At 57.3% G+C, this 14,361-nt stretch carries 14 protein-coding genes and 1 tRNA gene; 5 read left to right on the forward strand and 10 right to left on the reverse strand.

All coding sequences use genetic code 11. The annotated features are described in order from the left end of the window. Positions 1 to 149 precede the first annotated feature (149 nt). The 3 genes from ABJP42_RS17820 to mepK form a co-directional block, all read right to left on the reverse strand. Positions 150 to 404, reverse strand: coding sequence for a hypothetical protein (locus tag ABJP42_RS17820; protein WP_348342777.1), 255 nt, complete (start codon positions 402 to 404; stop codon positions 150 to 152). Positions 405 to 658: 254 nt separating this feature from the next. Then, a tRNA-Arg gene (locus ABJP42_RS17825) sits at positions 659 to 735 on the reverse strand. 217 nt (positions 736 to 952) lie between these two features. Further along, positions 953 to 1,522, reverse strand: coding sequence for a peptidoglycan L,D-endopeptidase MepK (gene mepK / locus ABJP42_RS17830; RefSeq protein WP_348342779.1), 570 nt, complete (start codon positions 1,520 to 1,522; stop codon positions 953 to 955). Between the two features lie 359 nt (positions 1,523 to 1,881). On the opposite strand from mepK, the gene ABJP42_RS17835 reads away from it, so the two are divergent. From ABJP42_RS17835 to ABJP42_RS17850, 4 genes are read left to right on the forward strand one after another with little or no spacing between them, the layout of a single operon-like run. Further along, the gene (locus tag ABJP42_RS17835; protein WP_348342781.1) at positions 1,882 to 3,507 is read left to right on the forward strand and encodes a L,D-transpeptidase family protein; all 1,626 of its coding nucleotides are present in this window, start codon (positions 1,882 to 1,884) and stop codon (positions 3,505 to 3,507) included. Positions 3,508 to 3,550: 43 nt separating this feature from the next. Beyond that, positions 3,551 to 4,624: a UDP-3-O-(3-hydroxymyristoyl)glucosamine N-acyltransferase gene (lpxD, locus tag ABJP42_RS17840; RefSeq protein WP_348342783.1), complete on the forward strand. Its 1,074-nt coding sequence runs from the start codon at positions 3,551 to 3,553 to the stop codon at positions 4,622 to 4,624. A 48-nt stretch (positions 4,625 to 4,672) separates the two neighbouring features. Then, the gene (locus ABJP42_RS17845; RefSeq protein WP_348342785.1) at positions 4,673 to 4,930 is read left to right on the forward strand and encodes an acyl carrier protein; all 258 of its coding nucleotides are present in this window, start codon (positions 4,673 to 4,675) and stop codon (positions 4,928 to 4,930) included. A gap of 32 nt (positions 4,931 to 4,962) precedes the next feature. Further along, entirely contained in the window at positions 4,963 to 6,171 is a 1,209-nt protein-coding gene (locus ABJP42_RS17850; RefSeq protein ID WP_348342787.1) for a beta-ketoacyl-[acyl-carrier-protein] synthase family protein, read from the forward strand. A 173-nt stretch (positions 6,172 to 6,344) separates the two neighbouring features. On the opposite strand, the gene ABJP42_RS17855 is transcribed toward ABJP42_RS17850, so the two are convergent. Next, a complete protein-coding gene (locus ABJP42_RS17855; protein WP_348342789.1) occupies positions 6,345 to 6,956 on the reverse strand; it encodes an invasion associated locus B family protein in 612 nt (203 codons plus the stop codon). A gap of 571 nt (positions 6,957 to 7,527) precedes the next feature. Here ABJP42_RS17855 and ABJP42_RS17860 point away from each other — a divergent pair. Then, a complete protein-coding gene (locus ABJP42_RS17860; protein WP_348342791.1) occupies positions 7,528 to 9,072 on the forward strand; it encodes a helicase HerA-like domain-containing protein in 1,545 nt (514 codons plus the stop codon). Positions 9,073 to 9,198: 126 nt separating this feature from the next. On the opposite strand, the gene ABJP42_RS17865 is transcribed toward ABJP42_RS17860, so the two are convergent. The 6 genes from ABJP42_RS17865 to ABJP42_RS17890 all read right to left on the reverse strand — a co-directional run. Then, positions 9,199 to 10,521, reverse strand: a complete 1,323-nt coding sequence (locus ABJP42_RS17865) for a branched-chain amino acid ABC transporter permease (protein WP_348342793.1) — start codon at positions 10,519 to 10,521, stop codon at positions 9,199 to 9,201. Next, positions 10,518 to 11,528, reverse strand: coding sequence for a branched-chain amino acid ABC transporter permease (locus ABJP42_RS17870; RefSeq protein WP_348342795.1), 1,011 nt, complete (start codon positions 11,526 to 11,528; stop codon positions 10,518 to 10,520). The genes ABJP42_RS17865 and ABJP42_RS17870 overlap by 4 nt, the downstream gene beginning before the upstream one ends. Next, positions 11,528 to 11,767, reverse strand: coding sequence for a hypothetical protein (locus ABJP42_RS17875; RefSeq protein ID WP_348342797.1), 240 nt, complete (start codon positions 11,765 to 11,767; stop codon positions 11,528 to 11,530). Before ABJP42_RS17875 ends, ABJP42_RS17870 begins: the two co-directional genes overlap by 1 nt. A gap of 220 nt (positions 11,768 to 11,987) precedes the next feature. Continuing rightward, positions 11,988 to 12,701 (reverse strand): ABC transporter ATP-binding protein, encoded by a 714-nt coding sequence (locus ABJP42_RS17880; protein WP_348342799.1) that lies wholly within the window; start codon positions 12,699 to 12,701, stop codon positions 11,988 to 11,990. Between the two features lie 90 nt (positions 12,702 to 12,791). Next, on the reverse strand, positions 12,792 to 13,577 hold the full coding sequence (locus tag ABJP42_RS17885; RefSeq protein ID WP_348342801.1) for an ABC transporter ATP-binding protein: 786 nt from the start codon (positions 13,575 to 13,577) through the stop codon (positions 12,792 to 12,794). 102 nt (positions 13,578 to 13,679) lie between these two features. Further along, on the reverse strand, positions 13,680 to 14,361 hold a 682-nt coding region (locus ABJP42_RS17890), incomplete at its 5' end, for an ABC transporter substrate-binding protein (RefSeq protein WP_348342803.1).

Raw genomic sequence — 14,361 nt, forward strand, 5'->3', positions numbered from 1 at the left:
GGGGCATGCCTTGTCCCATCAGTACTTCAACCTGCCGTAACTTCACGACGATCTCTTCCGGCTTGGGTCTCTTAATGGCCATACTTGGTCCTCCGCTTTCCTAACTATAGGGGCGGACCACTTCAAAGGGGGAAGCTCAGCAGCTTCCCTCAGTCGGATGATCCTTTTGATCGCTCACGCGCAAATGCCCAAACGGAAAAGAGCAAACAAGCTAACCCAAATATGGTTAGGGGAGCGAGCGACTTTAAGTCAGTCCATAGGCAGCATGCGTTGTATTGAACAATGAATTCGTCGTCCCATTCTTCATAGCCTCCATAGGCGAAGGTGTAGCCCTTAGCGATTTGCACTAACAGCCAGCTTATCAGTAAGAGTGCGATACCCAGTGCGAGAGACAACCATTTCATAGTTGGTGTCTAAAGCTGCACTGCCGCATTGGTCAAGATGGGCTCAAAGCCGACCTTCGCTGCGACAGCAGACCAAGCTTGGCTACAAATCGGCACCTAGCTGTATAGCGACCACAGAACTTACCGAAAATCCGATGCACACGTTTCACTTAGGAAGGAGGGTTTGCCACTAAAAAAACCAACTTAGATCTGGGAGTTTTTGTTACGTGTAACAGAAACTCTGGTTCTAACGTCTGGCTAAGTCATTGAAGTAATGGCGCACCTGAGAGGATTCGAACCTCTGGCCTCTGCCTTCGGAGGGCAGCGCTCTATCCAGCTGAGCTACAGGTGCTTAGGTAGGGCGGTGTATAGCCAGCAAGACTGTGCTTCGCAATGGGAAAAACCATCTGGCCTCGGAAATTTCAATGCTACAGCCTAAGCCAACTACAGGGCCCCAGAATGGGGTCGAAACTCGGAACTCGGGCAAGAAAGGAGCGTACCAGAATGACAAAAGGCCCAATGCCAGCAGCACAGGGCCTTTGAAAAGAGGAGCAAAAGCCTAGGCGGGTTTAGCCGTTCCAGCTGCGTACAACGCCGCAGTCCATATGCACGAAATTCGAACCCCGATATTTGCCAACACCACCGGCACGGCAGGCTTTGGCAGCATTAGCCATCTGGCCAACCGAACGCGATGCCAGGCGCAAATCAGCGGCTTGGCCGCGCATATGCAAGGAATTCTTGGCAACACCGCGGGAGCGGCTGCGCAGCATCGAATTGGTCTGCGGGCTGCGATAGCCGGACAAGAGCATATAGGGCTCGTTCACATCCAGCAGGTTATGCGATGCGGCCATGATATCAATGGTGCGCAGATCCATCGATTTGACCTGATCGGTGCGCCAGTCGCGCATGAAATGATTGACCTCTTTTACCGCATCTTTGATGTAGTCACCGTCGATCCAGTAGACCATATCGATGCGTTCCCCGGTGCGGCCCGAGAACATGCGAATGCGGCGAATATCGCCCCCACCACGCAAAAACCCTGCTGCCTTGGAGAAGGTTGGTGTTGCCGCAACTGTGGTTGCTGCAAATGCCCCAAGAAGTGCCCGCCGGGTCATGCCCGTCTTTGTTAGTTCTGCCATATCTTAACTACGCCATCCCGAACGAGTTTTAGTCCTGCCTATGTCCGATGTTACGGACTCACTGCGCTTTTCAGCCTGCAGGTTGTATGCCACAGGGGGAATCAAAACCCAAGTTCCGTTTTGCGCCGCTTTGGCTCTGCCGTGGATTTCGGCAAAAACCTGCGCAAAGGGGGACGATTGGTTAATTATTCCCCTAAGAGTGACTCTCAAATACCTGTTTATGCGACCTCATTGCGTCATTAACTAAATGTCACAACATGGTTTCGAAAACGTGAATGGACTTTATTGCCTATCTTTCACCAAAATTTCATGTACCTGTCGCCATTATTGCTGCGCATCGCTGCTGAGGACTTAAAAACATGACCAAATTGCACACCCCGAGCCGAACTGCACGTCTGAAGTACGGGCTCTTTGCATTGGCCCTGAGTGGCGTTGGCAGTCTTGGTCTCGCCGATATGGCAACAGCGCAGTCCACCGCCTTTCGGCAAGCAGTGGCCGAACAGGCCTCGGTTAACGACAGCGTTGCGCAGTTTTACCGCGAAAACACCTATGCCCCCCTCTGGACCGCTGCGGATGAAGGCGCGAGCCTGCGTCGCACCGCTCTTTTGCGTGCCCTAGAGGAAGCCTCGGCCCATGGCCTGCCAGATCAGTCCGGCCTTGCAGCCGAGCTGGTGGAGCGGATGCGCAATGCCCGCACCGCCCGTGATTTTGGCCAGGTCGAAGCGGCTCTTAGTACCGCCTATGTTAACTATGCTGCGATGTTGCAGACCGGGTTGCTGAAACCCTCCTCCATCGATGACGGCATGGTGCGTAAACGCCGTGAACATGATGGCGCAGCCGTTCTGGCTGGCCTACGTGACAATCAGCCCTTTGCCTACCTGCGCAACCTGGTTCCGGCCTCGCCGCAATACCGCGCTCTTATGCGGGAAAAGCTGCGGCTGGAACAGTTGCAGGCGGCAGGCGGTTGGGGCCCAACCGTGCCTGGCAAAAAGCTGGAACCGGGTGACAGTGGTCGCAATGTTGTTGCGCTTCGCGACCGCCTGATCTCTCTTGGTTATATGGAGCGCAGCGCCACCGCCAGTTATGATCGGGACATGGAACGCGCGGTCGAAGATTTCCAGGCAGATCACGGCCTCGAAGTGGACGGTGTTGCCGGTGGTGGCACCCTGAAAGAGATCAACCGTCCGGTGCGCGACCGTCTGAAATCAGTGATCATCGCCATGGAGCGCGAACGCTGGCTGACGCCTGAACGCGGCGAGCGCCATATTCTGGTCAACCAGACAGACTTTACCGCCAAGATTATCGACAATGGCGATGTGACCTTTGAAACCCGCTCGGTGATTGGCAAAAACCAGTCGGACCGTCGCTCGCCCGAGTTTTCGGACGTGATGGAGCATATGGTGATCAATCCCAGTTGGCATGTGCCGCGCTCGATCATCACCAAGGAATATCTGCCGCAGCTGCGCAACAATCCCAATGCGGTGGGTCACATCCAGATCACCGACAGCCGGGGCAGGGTGGTCAACCGCAGCTCAACCGATTTCTCGCAATATACTGCCCGAAACTTTCCCTTTGCCATGCGCCAGCCGCCCAGCACCCGCAATGCGCTGGGTCTGGTGAAGTTTATCTTCCCCAACAAATACAACATTTACCTGCATGACACACCGCAAAAGAGCCTGTTCAAACGCGAAGTCCGGGCTTTCTCGCATGGTTGTATCCGTCTGGCACAGCCCTTTGAGTTCGCCTATGCGCTTTTGGCCAAGCAGACCGAAGATCCCTATGAGTTCTTTCACCGGATCCTGAAATCCGGTCAGGAAACCAAGGTAGAGCTGGAACAGCAGGTGCCTGTTCACATTATCTACCGGACCGCCTATGTGTCCAACAAAGGCCGGGCCGAGTTCCGCCGGGATGTCTATGGGCGTGATGCCAAGGTCTGGGCCGCACTTGAGCGGGCCGGGGTGGCGCTGCCCGACGTTCAGGGGTAAATCTGGGGCCCGATCAGGAGCTTGAGCCGGAAAGGGCCCCAAAATGTATACTGTACGCGAGATCGCAGAGGCCATTGGTGCCGAGGCGCAGGGAGATCTTGATCTGGTGATTGCCCGCGCGGCAGAACCACAGGATGCCGGCCCTAAAGATCTGGCCATGGCCACCTCCGAAAAATATGCCGCAGGCCTGTCCCAGGGACGCGCTCAGGTGGCACTGCTGTGGGACGGAGCCGATTGGCAGTCCCTCGGGCTCAAAGCCGCCCTGTTTGCCACCCGACCACGTATGGCTCTGGGCGGGGTCTCGGCTATGCTGGACAAGGGCCAGGGATTTGGCGGCGGCGTCCACCCAACGGCCGTGATTGATCCTACAGCCATTTTGGGCAAGGGCGTCTCGGTTGGGCCGCTCAGCATCATTGCCGCCGGCGCCACGATTGGCGCCGGTTCTATCATTGGCCCACATTGCTACATTGGTGCAGAGGTCGAGATTGGCGCCGAGGCGCAGCTGCGCGAGATGGTCTCGATTGGCGCGCGGGCCCGGATTGGCGAGCGTTTTCGCGCCCAGCCCGGTGCGCGTATCGGCAGCGATGGGTTTTCCTATGTAACGCCCGAGGTCTCTGGCGTGGAGAACGTCCGTAAAACCGTTGGCGATCAAGGGGATGCCAGCTCGCAAAGCTGGCTGCGCATCCATTCTCTGGGGGCTGTCACAATCGGCGATGACGTCGAGGTCGGCGCCAATTGCACCATCGACAATGGTACCATCCGCGACACCGAAATTGGGTCCGGCAGCAAGTTGGATAATCAGGTTCACGTTGGTCACAATACCCGGATCGGGCGCGACTGCCTGATCTGCGGCCAATGTGGTCTGTCTGGATCGGTTGAGGTTGGCAACAATGTTGTCATGGGCGGGCAATGCGGCGCGGCGGATAACATCTTTATCGGGGACGGCGTCATTGCAGGCGGTGCGACCAAGATCATCTCCAATGTGCCTGCCGGACGCGTGGTGATGGGCTACCCGGCGGTCAAGATGGAAACCCATACAGAAATCTACAAGGCGCAGCGTCGCTTGCCGCGCCTGATGCGTGACATCGAAAAGCTAAAAAAGGCTGTTTTCAAATAGGATTGTAGCCGCTACATCATTGGTGACATCACAGATCAGGGGGCCAGAATGAGCACTCAGGACAAGGTCATTGCCATCGTCGCCGAACAGGCGCTGCTGGAGCCATCAGATGTAACCCTCACCAGCACCTTGGAAGATCTCGGGATCGACAGCATGGGCCTGGTGGAGTGCATCTTTGCCATCGAGGAAGAGTTCGACATCTCCATCCCCTTTAATGCCAATACGCCGGAAGACAGCGATTTTGACATTACCAACGTCGCTTCGATCATTGCTGGGATTGACAAACTGGTGTCACAAAACTCGTGATATCAGCGCCTGACTTCTAAAGGGAAGATTACATGAAGCGCGTTGTCATTACCGGAGCCGGCACCATCAATGCCCTGGGGCATTCCGTCTCTGCTACTTATGAGGCCATGCGCGAAGGGCGTTGCGGCATTGGGAAGCTGGAGTTTCGCGATGTCGAACGGCTGGCCATCCGCATTGGCGGCCAGGTCCGCGGCTTTGAAACCGAAGGCCGCTTCAACCGCCAGCAAATGAGTCTTTATGACCGCTTCACCCAATTCACCCTGATTGCAGCCAAAGAAGCGATTGCCCAATCCGGGCTGGAATTCCACGGTGAACTCTCAGCCAAGTCAGGCGTCGTGCTTGGCACCGCCGGTGGTGGGGTGTCCACCTGGGACGACAATTACCGTTCCGTCTATGAGGATGGGAAAAACCGGGTCCACCCCTTTGTGGTGCCCAAGCTGATGAACAATGCCGCCGCCAGCCATGTGTCGATGGAGTTCAACCTCAAAGGCCCTAGTTTCACTGTTTCAACCGCCTGTGCCTCCTCCAACCATGCCATGGCCCAGGCCTTTCAGATGGTGCGCTCGGGCATGAGCCCGGCGATGATCACCGGCGGCTCTGAATCGATGCTCTGTTTTGGCGGCGTCAAAGCCTGGGAAGGGCTGCGGGTGATGTCGAAAAAGGCCTGCCGCCCCTTTAGCGCCAACCGCAACGGTATGGTACAGGGTGAGGGCGCCGGGATCTTTGTCTTTGAAGACTACGACCACGCCAAGGCGCGCGGCGCAGAGATCCTCTGTGAGGTCCTGGGCTTTGCCATGTCTTCGGATGCGGCTGATATCGTCATGCCCAGCAAACAGGGCGCGGCACGGGCCATTGCCGGTGCCTTGCAGGACGCTGGCGTCGACCGTGACCGTGTGGGCTATATCAATGCCCATGGCACCGGCACCGTGGCCAATGACAAGACCGAATGCGCTGCTGTGGCGGATGTCTTTGGCCCCCATGCGGACAACCTGATGATCTCCTCAACAAAATCCATGCATGGCCATCTGATCGGCGGCACCGGCGCGGTGGAGCTTTTGGCCTGTATTATGGCGCTCAAAGACGGGGTGATTGCCCCGACGATTGGCTATGAAGAACCTGACCCGGAATGCGCCCTAGATGTGGTGCCCAATGAAGCCCGTGAGGCGCGGGTGGATGTGGCGCTGTCCAATGCCTTTGCCTTTGGCGGGTTGAATGCGGTTCTGGCGCTGGGGCGGGTTTAACAAACCACCCATCCATCTGAAATGGTGTCAATAAAACCCCTGTGAGCACACGCCACCCTCACAATCCCCCTCTGCAAAAGAAAGGCCGCCAAGGGAGAAAACCCACGGCGGCCATATCTATTTTGCAAAGGTGGGAGAATAGAAACCAAACCCCGTCCTGGCGCTCTCAGCCCTTATTGCTGAACCACATCCACGACGTCAAAGCCTGCGGTAAAACCTTTTAGCGACATCTTCATTTCGACAACCTGATCTGGGGCTGGTGCCGGGCGCAGCGACAAAACTGCCTCGCTGCCCTGCTTGAAGGTATCGACATCGGCCTGGGTCAACCCGATCTGGGCGATACAGCCCAGCGGATTGCAGAAAGAATAGTTGTAGCGTTTGCCAGGGGCGCCATCCACCGAGATGGTCAGCGCTGCAGTCAGCAGGGTTTCCAGCGGGACAATGATCGTCGCACCGGCCACGGCCTGACCACCCGGCTGGTTGATCCGGAACAGGGATACCTCTGCCATGGGGTTGCCATCAGGGTCAGTCAAAATTTGCAAGAGCGAGCAGGGGTCTGTCTCGGCTTCGGTGCGGACACAGGCCAGATCCCAATCGCCATGGGATTCTTTTGCATAGCGCTCCCCCAGTTTGGGTGTGCCGTCATCTACAGGCTGCCCCAGGTCCAGCAATTGGTCGGCAGTCGGCTCGCTGGTCTGTTCGGCTGCGCCGCTCTCCTGGGCTGCCAGAGGGGCTGTCAGCGCCATCAGCGCTGCAAGCGTAATAGGTGTAAGGGACTTGATCATGAATGCCTCATTTGTCACAGGTCGTTTGCAAAGGCTCTATCATGTTGAAACAGAGGTGTCAGGTCACAATCCATGCTTCGGCAAGGAATTGTCGAGTGTTTTAACTACAGGTGAAAGGCTTGGAACCAAAGCAAAAAAGGAAGCTCTACGGCTTCCTTTTTTGGTAGTCTCTCCCCGTCGGACTGGCCGACTTAGTTATTGTAGAGGAGGTTACGAATTGCCCGTGCATTGGTCAACAAGCAATAGTAAAAAAATGTGACACTTGGCTGCTTTAGTTAGATCTGCGCGTTTGACGCGCATTTTGCCCATGCGTTTCAGCGCTGCCGCACAATTTCTCGGCAAGCCACTCCGCACATGTGACAAAAAAAGGGCCGTGCCTAGGGCACGGCCAGTCTGACAGGGAGGAAATGCCCATCAACATTTCGATTAAAAGAGGACGGGCATGTCATAGATCGCATATAAAAGTTAACAATCAGTATTCAAGGGGGTTGTTACAGGCTGGCCCCTTGGTGGCCTAGGGAATACCTGGGACTTCAGACAGCGTAGAGGCCAAGGCAGGCAGAGGGTAACAATGAGCGAAAAGATTTTTATTGGTGGTGGCGGCGAAGGTTACAGCACGCCACAGGAGATGAGTTTTAAATATGCCAACCGGCACGGGCTGATTGCCGGGGCCACAGGTACGGGCAAAACCGTGACCCTGCAGATCCTCGCCGAGAGTTTCTCCCAGGCTGGGGTTCCGGTGATCATGGCCGACGTCAAAGGTGACCTGTCCGGTTTGGCCAAGCCCGGCACGCCAGAGCACAAGCTGCATGGCGCCTTTGTAGGACGGGCTGAGAAGATCGGTTTTGGCACCTATCAGTACCACAGCTGCCCGGTCACTTTCTGGGATTTGTTTGGCCAGCAGGGCCACCCCGTGCGCACCACCGTGGCCGAAATGGGGCCTTTGTTGCTGGCGCAATTGCTGGAGCTGAGCGAGGCGCAGGAAGGCATCCTGAATATTGCCTTTCGTCTGGCAGATGAACAGGCGCTGCCACTGTTGGATCTAAAAGATCTTCAAGCCCTGCTGGTCTGGATCGGCGAAAATCGCGGTGAGCTGTCGCTGCGCTATGGCAATGTCTCTCCGGCCTCGGTTGGGGCTATTCAGCGTCGTCTTTTGGTGCTGGAGAACCAGGGTGGTGCAGATCTGTTTGGCGAGCCTGCGCTGGCCCTGAGTGATCTGATGCGCCAGGACGCCCAGGGACGCGGCATGGTTAATATCCTTGCCTCTGACAAGCTGATGGCTGCGCCAAAACTCTATGCCACCTTCCTGCTCTGGCTGCTGAGCGAGCTGTTTGAAGAGCTGCCCGAGGTTGGCGACCCGGACAAACCCCGTCTGGTCTTCTTCTTTGACGAGGCGCATCTTCTGTTTGAAGACGCTCCAAAAGCGCTGGTGGACAAAGTCGAGCAGGTGGCCCGGCTGATCCGGTCCAAAGGGGTTGGGATCTATTTCATTACCCAAAACCCCGGCGATGTGCCTGAGGACATCCTCGGCCAGCTCGGCAATCGCATCCAGCACGCGCTGCGCGCCTTTACCGCGCGCGACCGCAAGAACCTGAAATTGGCGGCTGAAACCTACCGCGAGAACCCGCGGTTCTCCACCGAAGACGCCATTCGTGAGGTCGGTGTCGGCGAGGCGGTGACCTCTATGTTGCAGAAAAAGGGCGTGCCAGGGGTTGTCGAACGCACCCTGATCCGCCCGCCCAGCAGCCAGCTGGGTCCCCTGACCACAGCAGAACGGGCCGAGATCCTGAAAACTTCGGATATGGCCGGGAAATACGACAAACCTCTGGATCGCCATTCTGCCTATGAAATGCTCTCCGCCCGTGCCGCCAAGGCCGCAGAACAGGCCGAAGTGGCGGAGGTCAAGGCCGAGAAAGCGCCAGAGCCCAAGGCCCGGGAATTCAATGCCGCACGGCGCTTTTCCGGCTCCCGCATTCCGCGCTCATCATCGCGTAGGCACCGGCCCAAAGATACCTTTGCCTCGGCTATGTCAGAGGCGGTGATCAAAGAGTTGAAGGGCACAACGGGCCGCCGGTTGGTTCGCGGGATCCTGGGCGGTTTGTTCAAGGGCCGGTAATGAAATAGGGGGCTGGCATCTGCCAGCCCCCTATGGGTTCCGCCTGCGGCGGGGATATTTTGGGCCAAATGAAATCAGGGCCGGATGTATAGGGCCGCACCAGGCTTTGGGCGGCCCTTCTGTTTGCTATCTCTCCGGAATCAAACCGCGGGGGCTGAACCGCAGAACCAGCAGCAGGATCAACCCCATAGTAAAGAGCCGCATATGAGCAGCGTTTTCCATCAGATGAGCGCGCAGGGGGCTGGTTTCACTCATCCACGAAGTCAGCAGGGTGATCAACTCCAGGCTCATCGGTTCAACCTTGATCCAGAGGAACCAGATCAGGAATCCCCCCAGCACCGAGCCAAAGTTGTTGCCAGAGCCGCCAACAATCACCATCACCCAGATCAGGAAGGTAAAGCGCAGCGGATTATATGTCCCCGGTGTCAGCTGCCCGTCCAGGGTGGTCATCATCGCGCCGGCAATGCCGCAGATGGCAGAGCCAAGCACAAAGATCTGCAAATGACGCTTGGTGACGTTCTTGCCCATCGCCTGGGCGGCCACCTCATTGTCGCGAATGGCCCGCATCATCCGCCCCCAGGGGCTTTTGAGCGCCATCTGGGCCATCCAGAGCAGAGCGACCAGGACCACAGTGAAGAGCACGGCATAGCCCAGTTTCACATAAAGGGTCGAGGCCAGAACCGGATCCATGCCAAAGCCCGCGGCGCGCTCCACAAAGGCGGGATCATTTTGCAGATCCACCTCAAAGGGCAGGGGCCGCGGCAGGCCAACCACGTTTTTTACCCCGCGCGACAGCCAGTCTTCGTTCTTGAGGATGGCGATGATGATCTCGGCAATGCCAAGGGTGGCAATCGCCAGATAATCCGAGCGCAGCCCCAGGGCAGTCTTGCCGATCAGCCAGGCCGCTCCCGCCGCCAGCAAGCCGCCAACTGGCCAGGACAGGATCACCGGCCAGCCAAGCCCGCCGATATTCCCAGCCAAGGCCGGGTTTATTTCCTCAATGGCTTCGATCGATGGGTCAAAAAGCGCCCTGTAGATGACGAATCCAACTACCAGAATTGCCACGATCAGCAGATTGCGCAGCCGCCCCTTTGGCAGCATCCGGGTCACGGCCACCGCAGAGATCACCGTCAAGGCGCCCATGACCATGGCCATGACAACGCCGGGACCACCCGCACTCCAGGCGCCGGGCGCGGGCGGCATGGAAGTCAGCACAACGGCGAGCCCACCTAGGGCAGTGAAGCCCATGATACCGACGTTGAACAGTCCGGCAAAACCCCATTGCAGGTTTACCCCCAGGGCCATGATGGCCGAAATCAGCCCCATATTGAGGATCACCAGCGAAGAGTTCCAGGAGCCTGAGAAAAAGCTCCAATCCGTCAGCCCTTCGAGCAGGATCAAAAGCGCCACGGCGGCAAACATCAGGCTGTGTTTTGTTGTATCAGTCATACCGATTTCCCCTTGAAGAGCCCTGTTGGCTTGAACAGGAGGACGATGATCAGGATCGCAAAAGAAACCGCGAATTTGTAATCGGTACTCAAAAGCTGCACCAAGCCATCCGGCGCAAGACTATCGGGCAGGGTGTAGTTCAGCACCTTCTTCCAGGCATAGGTGATGGTCACCTCGGAAAAGGCGATGATGAAGCCACCGGCAATGGCCCCCTGCGGACTGCCCAGACCACCGACGATGGCCGAGGCAAAGATCGGCAGCAGAAGTTGGAAATAGGTGAAGGGTTTGAAGCTCTTATCAAGACCGTAAAGCACGCCTGCAATGGTCGCCAGGGCGGCAACAATCATCCAGGTGTACATCACCACCCGCTCCGGATTGATGCCAGAAAGCAGCGCCAGATCCTCATTGTCGGAATAGGCGCGCATGGACTTGCCGGTGCGGGTCTTGTTGAGGAACCAGAACAAGAGCGCCACAACCACGATCGCGGTAATGACAGTGATACCTTGGGTGGTCTTGATCGCCAGCCCTTCGCGCAGGCCCGTCATCTCCTTGAAGGCCCGCGCCTTGATGATGAACCGTTCGCCATCGGCAAAGCGCTGATCGCCGGGGCCGATGATAAACCGCACCAGCCCGTTCATCATGAACATCACCCCAAGCGAGACCATGACAAAAACCACCGGCTTGGCCTTTTGCTCACGGTAGAAGTGATAGACAGTCCGGTCGGTCACCAGCAAAAGCGCCATGGTCGCCAGAATGCCAAAGGGCAGAGCGAGCAGGGCCGTTGGCAGTGGCCCAAAACTCACCCCCTTGGACTGCAGGAACCAGGTGCCCAGAATGGTCATCATGGTGCCAAAGGCCATGGTGTCCCCATGGGCAAAGTTGGAGAACCGCAGGATGCTGTAGATCAGTGTCACCCCCAGCGCGCCAAGTGCAAGCTGGCTGCCATAGGCAACGGCGGGGATCATGACAAAGTTAGTTAGCGCCACTAGGGCGTTGAGAAAATCCATTACGTCTCTTCCTCGCAAGAGCCTGCTACTACAGTCGTATCACCCGAAGTTTGAAGGTCGATCTCAACCAGAGAAAACTCACCGCCGGACCACTCTTTGTCCACAGAAAGCTGCGCGACCACCACATGTTCATCAGATTGCTCGCTTGCTCGGTACCCTTCCGCAACCAGGTCATTGGTTTGCAGAGGCAACTCTCCAAACAACACCCGGTCCCGTTTTTCTGAGCCGACAGCATCCATTTTCAGAACGTCACCCTCAATCCTGACTTCGAGAAGGAATGATCCATTGAGGCAATGGAGTGGATCGCCTTGGCTTGTGGCTAGGTAAAAAGAATTGAGTGAGCAAGTATTCACGGAACACAGAATAGACCTTGGCTCAGCGGAAAACGCAGGCAAGGCTGTCATGGCCCCAATGCCAACTACGCTGAAGGCGGCGTGTAGGTTCACTATTGACACTGGATCAGCCCCCCAAAAACGACTTGCGCACTTCGGGATCCGCCAAGAGCTCTTGGCCGGTGCCCGTATAGGCATTGCGCCCCTGCACCAAAACATAGCCTTTGTCTGCGATCTCAAGCGCTTGCTTGGCGTTCTGCTCTACCATCAAGATCGGCAAACCAGTCCGGGCCACCTCGATGATACGGTCAAACAGCTCATCCATCACGATGGGGGAAACCCCTGCGGTGGGCTCATCCAGCATCAGCACCTTGGGTTTGGTCATCAAGGCGCGCCCCACGGCCACCTGCTGGCGTTGCCCGCCAGACAATTCCCCCGCCGCCTGATCCCGCTTGTCGCGCAGGATGGGGAACAGCTCATAGACCTGCTCCATGGTCTCAGAGATATCATCGGTGCGAATAAACGCCCCCATCTCCAGGTTCTCTTCCACCGTCATCGAGGTAAAGATATTGCTGGTCTGGGGCACAAATCCCATGCCCCGGATCACCCGGTCCTGCGGGCTGAGGTTGGTGATATCTTCGCCTCCCAGACGCACCGCGCCCGAACGTACATTCAACATGCCAAAGACCGCCTTCATCGCGGTGGATTTGCCGGCGCCATTGGGGCCGACAATCACGGCAATCTCGCCAGGGTTCACGGCGATGGTACAGTCATGCAGGATATCCGGCCCCTTGCCGTACCCCCCGGTCATGCCATCACCAATCAAAAAGGGTTCAGACATGGGCATCTCCCTGCATCATCTTTCCAAAAATATTCCGGGGGAGCCGCGCAGCGGCGGGGGCAGAGCCCCAAATCTTCTTAGCTGCCGCCATCAGGCCTTCTCCAGCTTGTCTTTGTTTTTCAAACCCGTGCCCAGATAGGCCTCAATGACCTGCTCATTGGCCTTGATCTCGCCCAATGTACCTTCGGCCAGCTTCTTGCCCTCGGCCATGCAGATCACCGGGTCACAAAGCCGGCCGATAAATTCCATGTCGTGTTCGATCACCACAAAGGTATAGCCGCGCTCTTCATTGAGGCGTTTGATGGCATCGGCAATGGTATAGAGCAGGGTGCGGTTCACCCCGGCACCAACCTCGTCCAGAAACACGATCTTGGCATCCACCATCATGGTGCGCCCCAGTTCCAGCAGTTTCTTCTGCCCGCCAGAGACTTCACCCGCCCGCAGATCGGCGATATGGCTGATGGTGAGAAACTCCAGCACCTCATCGGCCTTGGCCCGCAGGGCACGTTCTTCATCGGCGATGCGTTTGCGGCCGAACCAGGTGTTCCACAGGCTCTCGCCGGATTGGGCACCGGGCACCATCATCAGATTCTCGCGGCAGGTCATCGAGGAAAACTCATGCGCGATCTGGAAGGTGCGCAACAGCCCCTTGTGAAACAACTCATGCGGCGGCAATCCGGTGATATCCTCACCATCCATGGTCACCCGACCAGAGGTGGGCGGCAGCACGCCTGCGATGACATTAAAAAGGGTGGTCTTTCCGGCGCCGTTTGGCCCGATCAACCCGGTTATGGAGCCCTTTGCGATTTCCAGCGAAGCGCCGTCCACCGCATGGAACCCGCCGAAGTGCTTATGCAAGTCCTCGACGACGATCATATCATTACATCCCCTGCCACTATTTGTTTGTGGCTTTGTAAATTTGGAACAGCCCGGGAAAACCCGGGCTGTTCTTTGATGTTTGGAACCTTTGGAAAGGGCTCAGCGGAACTTCACAGTGGTGTTCATGCCGTCCTTGACTTCGATCTCACGGTAAGAACCTGCGCTCTCACCAGGGCCAATCAGCTCAACGCCGGTGGCGCCCTGGAAATCAACGTCCTGACCGGCTGCGATCAGTTCCAGTGCCTTGCCCAGCTCGCCGGGGTTGATCACTTCACCGGGCGCATTGGCCACATCCATGATCTTGGCGCCATATTCCGCCGGATCTGTGGAACCTGCCGCCTGCATCGCCAGCAGGATCAGCGCCGCCGCATCGTAGGATTCGGAGGCATAGGCAGAGGTTCCGTCAAAACCCAGGTCTTTGGCCATACCGGCAAAGATTTCAGCACCGGCGCTGTCGGAGCCGGCGATCTGGCCATAAGAGCCATCGAGGTCGGTGCCAACGTTCTTGGGCAGGCTGTCACCAATCATGCCACCGGGCAGACCAAAGGTGTCAAAGGCGCCAGAGTCCAGCGAGGACTGAATGATGCCCAGACCACCCTGGTCGAGGTAGCCGGCAACAACCAGCAGATCACCACCAGCAGAGGCCAGCGAGGCCACTTCAGCCGAATAGTCGCCTTTGCCGTCTTCATGCGCGGCCACGATTGTGACGTCACCACCGACGGCCTCAAAGGAGGTCTTGATCGCATCGGCCAGACCCTTGCCATAGTCGTTGTTGGTATAG

The organism is Pseudophaeobacter sp., from assembly GCF_039971195.1.
GTDB lineage: Bacteria > Pseudomonadota > Alphaproteobacteria > Rhodobacterales > Rhodobacteraceae > Pseudophaeobacter.

What these genes read in the sequence shown, in the direction of transcription:
- mepK (WP_348342779.1), bottom strand. Translation starts at nt 1,522, where the DNA reads ATGGCAGAACTAACAAAGACGGGCATGACCCGGCGGGCACTTCTTGGG.
- ABJP42_RS17845 (WP_348342785.1), top strand. Translation starts at nt 4,673, where the DNA reads ATGAGCACTCAGGACAAGGTCATTGCCATCGTCGCCGAACAGGCGCTG.
- ABJP42_RS17820 (WP_348342777.1), bottom strand. Translation starts at nt 404, where the DNA reads ATGAAATGGTTGTCTCTCGCACTGGGTATCGCACTCTTACTGATAAGC.
- ABJP42_RS17865 (WP_348342793.1), bottom strand. Translation starts at nt 10,521, where the DNA reads ATGACTGATACAACAAAACACAGCCTGATGTTTGCCGCCGTGGCGCTT.
- ABJP42_RS17875 (WP_348342797.1), bottom strand. Translation starts at nt 11,767, where the DNA reads ATGGATGCTGTCGGCTCAGAAAAACGGGACCGGGTGTTGTTTGGAGAG.
- ABJP42_RS17860 (WP_348342791.1), top strand. Translation starts at nt 7,528, where the DNA reads ATGAGCGAAAAGATTTTTATTGGTGGTGGCGGCGAAGGTTACAGCACG.
- lpxD (WP_348342783.1), top strand. Translation starts at nt 3,551, where the DNA reads ATGTATACTGTACGCGAGATCGCAGAGGCCATTGGTGCCGAGGCGCAG.
- ABJP42_RS17880 (WP_348342799.1), bottom strand. Translation starts at nt 12,701, where the DNA reads ATGTCTGAACCCTTTTTGATTGGTGATGGCATGACCGGGGGGTACGGC.
- ABJP42_RS17870 (WP_348342795.1), bottom strand. Translation starts at nt 11,528, where the DNA reads ATGGATTTTCTCAACGCCCTAGTGGCGCTAACTAACTTTGTCATGATC.
- ABJP42_RS17850 (WP_348342787.1), top strand. Translation starts at nt 4,963, where the DNA reads ATGAAGCGCGTTGTCATTACCGGAGCCGGCACCATCAATGCCCTGGGG.
- ABJP42_RS17855 (WP_348342789.1), bottom strand. Translation starts at nt 6,956, where the DNA reads ATGATCAAGTCCCTTACACCTATTACGCTTGCAGCGCTGATGGCGCTG.
- ABJP42_RS17885 (WP_348342801.1), bottom strand. Translation starts at nt 13,577, where the DNA reads ATGATCGTCGTCGAGGACTTGCATAAGCACTTCGGCGGGTTCCATGCG.
- ABJP42_RS17835 (WP_348342781.1), top strand. Translation starts at nt 1,882, where the DNA reads ATGACCAAATTGCACACCCCGAGCCGAACTGCACGTCTGAAGTACGGG.